Origin of the sequence: Marseilla massiliensis, from assembly GCF_016899855.1 — a bacterium.
Lineage (GTDB): Bacteria > Bacteroidota > Bacteroidia > Bacteroidales > Bacteroidaceae > Prevotella.
Map to the genome: position 1 here is coordinate 1 of NZ_JACJJG010000173.1, position 3,021 is coordinate 3,021.

A 3,021-nucleotide genomic window follows, 5' to 3' on the forward strand; every position below is an offset into this window, starting at 1 on the left:
AGCACCTCAAGATAAAGAAATTCTGGGGCACAACAGAGAACGCCGTCCGCATACAAATCAGTGTGGCTATTATCACATACTGTCTTGTGGCTATTGTCCAACATGATATGAAGTTGAAACGCTCAACCTATGAAGTTTTGCAAATTCTCAGCATATCATTGACAGACAAAACCTACTTGCGTGACCTGTTCGACAAGACTAATTTCAATGATGTCAAAGATCTAAATGATCCCCTGATTCCGGGGCTTTTTGATTAATTGTTTAACTCGTCTCATTTTAACGGGACACTAATGATTCATAATATTAAAATGAAAAGGCAAAGATTAATTAACAGCCGGCTAATTATTGCTCCAGTTGAATATTATGAAAAAATCACATCTAAAATTAATAACATCAACGAAACTGCTCACGTGTATTTTGAAACCATCTGTTTTAATGAATTCTTAAATTGGATAAAAATGGGACGCCCAGCAAAAATCGCTCTATTTCCACTAAATGTTATTGGAGTTTCTGGCACTACAGGTAAAAACTTGGTTTCTCCTTCAATTAAAACTAAAATATCGATTTATGTTTATGGCATAATTAATAATATTTCAATCAGATATTTTAAACGGATAATTATATAATGTTTATCATTTTAATGATTAATTTGATAGAGATATGAATATTACTGAACTCTTACAAACAAGCATAAATACATTGTATTTTAATTATAAGATTTTCGGAATTCGGAATATGCTAAATTTTTATGCCATCATTGGTCCACATACAAAATTTGGCACATTGACAAAAGGTGCAGTTATATTACGTAATCCATCATTTGCATGCCTGAAAATCGGAGTAGGCGAAGGGAGTTTCCATCACGGAAAAGCTTACACTTCTTTTGTAAGCATAGGCAATAATTCCTGCCTTGATGTTATAGGGAAGGCCTCCATTGCTCGAGGGGGGTATTAAATATTGGCAACAATGCCAGTATAATATTAGGGAATGGATTTTCCGCTAATTATGGCTGTGTGATTTCCATAGCTAAAAGTTTGGTCTGCGACACTAATGTACGTTTGGGATGGGATATATCCATTATTGATTCTGATGGACATTCCGTAAAATCTCTTGATAACCAAAAACGTGTAAATGATAATCGTGGAATTCATTTGGGAGAGAATGTTTGGCTTGCAGCTAAATGTACAATAATGAAAGGTGTTCATTTGGCCAAGAACACAATAGTACCATTTGGTAACATTATAACTAAATCCAATGATATGGAATGTGTTGTTTTTGGAGGCCAACCTAACAGAGTATTGAAACAAAGAGTTTATTGGGATTATGCTTCAGAAAAGAACTGAAATAACAATTGCTACAATATTGACCGTACACAACAGGAAAGCAAAAACCATCAATTGCCTCCGAGCACTTAACAATAATCATGTTAAAGGCATACAGATAGAGGTCTTTCTTACGGATGATGGGTGTACAGATGGAACAGCGCAGAGCGTGCTTGACGAATTTCCTGATACACATATAATAAGTGGAAAAGGGGATTTATTCTGGAATCGTGGAATGTATCAAGCTTGGACTGAAGCTGCCAAAACGCATCCGGATTATTATCTGTGGCTGAATGATGATACTGTCTTGATGGGCGATTCTATTGCTCGATTAGTAGAATGCTCAATGAAACATGATAATCGTAGCATAATTGTAGGTTCAACCATTGATGAGAAAGGTAATTTGTCATACGGTGGAAGGAAAAAAGACAAAAAGCACAGTATTGTTGCCCCATTAGCAGAACAAGATATAGAATGTTCTACTTTTAATGGGAACATAGTGCTTATTCCAAACAGTGTATTTGACATAGTCGGACTTAATGACCCGTATTTCCATCATTCATTCGGTGACATAGAATATGGTCTAAGGGCAGGTAAATTGGGCGTTAAATCATATATTGCTCCAGGATTTTACGGAAAGTGTAACAGGAATAATCCCATTCCAATATTCAGACGCAAACAATACCCCCTATGGAAACGCTTTAAACTTCTATATTCTCCACTAGGCTACAATCCATTGGAAGATTTTCATCTCAACCGAAAGTTTTACCCTTTATATAAAGCTATATTATGGTTTGTTAAACTCCATATAAATGTACTTTTCACTGTGGATCATACGAAAATAAAAAGCTAAAAGTGCTCTTTTTTCTGCAATATACTATAATGCCGATGAATATATTACTAATTACCCAAGTTTATCCTGACGAAAAAGGGACAAAAACAATACGTAGTTCTTCTGTCTGCCACTATTGGACTAAAGAATGGGTGAAAATGGGACATCAAGTCCATGTGATTTACTTGTATCCGCAATATTCTACAATCCTGCACAAAATTGCTGAGTTTTGTCCTAACTATATAGCACAATTTACCAACGGCACATTGACCAAACGGTTAAACCATAGTTTGTCTTATGAACTTGACGGCGTATCTATTCACAAAATACCTATGTATAAACCAATCCCTAAAATACGATATAGTAAAGGAATTATCAATGGGCTGATTGACGAAATAAAATCCTACTTATCACAAGGCAACATTTTTCCGGATATTATTTTAGGCCATTTTGACAACCCTGTATTGGAGGTCGCCAGTAAATGTAAGTTTATTTTTAATGTTCCCTTTGCATTCGTATTACATGGATATCCGTCAGATATAAAACGTCTTTATCCAAATTCATATAAAGCATTCATTAGTGTCCCGTTAAAATGAGACGAGTTAAACAATTAATCAAAAAGCCCCGGAATCAGGGGATCATTTAGATCTTTGACATCATTGAAATTAGTCTTGTCGAACAGGTCACGCAAGTAGGTTTTGTCTGTCAATGATATGCTGAGAATTTGCAAAACTTCATAGGTTGAGCGTTTCAACTTCATATCATGTTGGACAATAGCCACAAGACAGTATGTGATAATAGCCACACTGATTTGTATGCGGACGGCGTTCTCTGTTGTGCCCCAGAATTTCTTTATCTTGAGGTGCT

The 3,021-nt window shown here is 35.6% G+C and carries 5 protein-coding genes and 2 pseudogenes; 6 read left to right on the forward strand and 1 reads right to left on the reverse strand.

From position 1 onward, the window contains the following. The 6 genes and pseudogenes from H6A34_RS14020 to H6A34_RS14045 all read left to right on the forward strand — a co-directional run. Positions 1 to 257 (forward strand): annotated as a pseudogene (locus tag H6A34_RS14020) (IS4 family transposase); the annotation flags it as partial. Between the two features lie 33 nt (positions 258 to 290). Beyond that, the gene (locus H6A34_RS14025) at positions 291 to 626 is read left to right on the forward strand and encodes a hypothetical protein (RefSeq protein WP_205106019.1); all 336 of its coding nucleotides are present in this window, start codon (positions 291 to 293) and stop codon (positions 624 to 626) included. A gap of 34 nt (positions 627 to 660) precedes the next feature. Further along, complete coding sequence (locus H6A34_RS14030) at positions 661 to 954, forward strand: hypothetical protein (protein ID WP_205106020.1); 294 nt, start codon at positions 661 to 663, stop codon at positions 952 to 954. 104 nt (positions 955 to 1,058) lie between these two features. Continuing rightward, the gene (locus tag H6A34_RS14035; RefSeq protein ID WP_205106021.1) at positions 1,059 to 1,343 is read left to right on the forward strand and encodes an LbetaH domain-containing protein; all 285 of its coding nucleotides are present in this window, start codon (positions 1,059 to 1,061) and stop codon (positions 1,341 to 1,343) included. Further along, entirely contained in the window at positions 1,324 to 2,175 is an 852-nt protein-coding gene (locus tag H6A34_RS14040; protein ID WP_205106022.1) for a glycosyltransferase family 2 protein, read from the forward strand. Before H6A34_RS14035 ends, H6A34_RS14040 begins: the two co-directional genes overlap by 20 nt. Positions 2,176 to 2,210: 35 nt before the next feature. After that, positions 2,211 to 2,750: a glycosyltransferase family protein gene (locus H6A34_RS14045; protein WP_205106023.1), complete on the forward strand. Its 540-nt coding sequence runs from the start codon at positions 2,211 to 2,213 to the stop codon at positions 2,748 to 2,750. A 14-nt stretch (positions 2,751 to 2,764) separates the two neighbouring features. Here the strand turns inward: H6A34_RS14045 and H6A34_RS14050 are convergent. After that, positions 2,765 to 3,021, reverse strand: a pseudogene (locus H6A34_RS14050) (IS4 family transposase); the annotation flags it as partial.

What these genes read in the sequence shown, in the direction of transcription:
- H6A34_RS14025 (WP_205106019.1), top strand. Translation starts at nt 291, where the DNA reads ATGATTCATAATATTAAAATGAAAAGGCAAAGATTAATTAACAGCCGG.
- H6A34_RS14030 (WP_205106020.1), top strand. Translation starts at nt 661, where the DNA reads ATGAATATTACTGAACTCTTACAAACAAGCATAAATACATTGTATTTT.
- H6A34_RS14040 (WP_205106022.1), top strand. Translation starts at nt 1,324, where the DNA reads ATGCTTCAGAAAAGAACTGAAATAACAATTGCTACAATATTGACCGTA.
- H6A34_RS14045 (WP_205106023.1), top strand. Translation starts at nt 2,211, where the DNA reads ATGAATATATTACTAATTACCCAAGTTTATCCTGACGAAAAAGGGACA.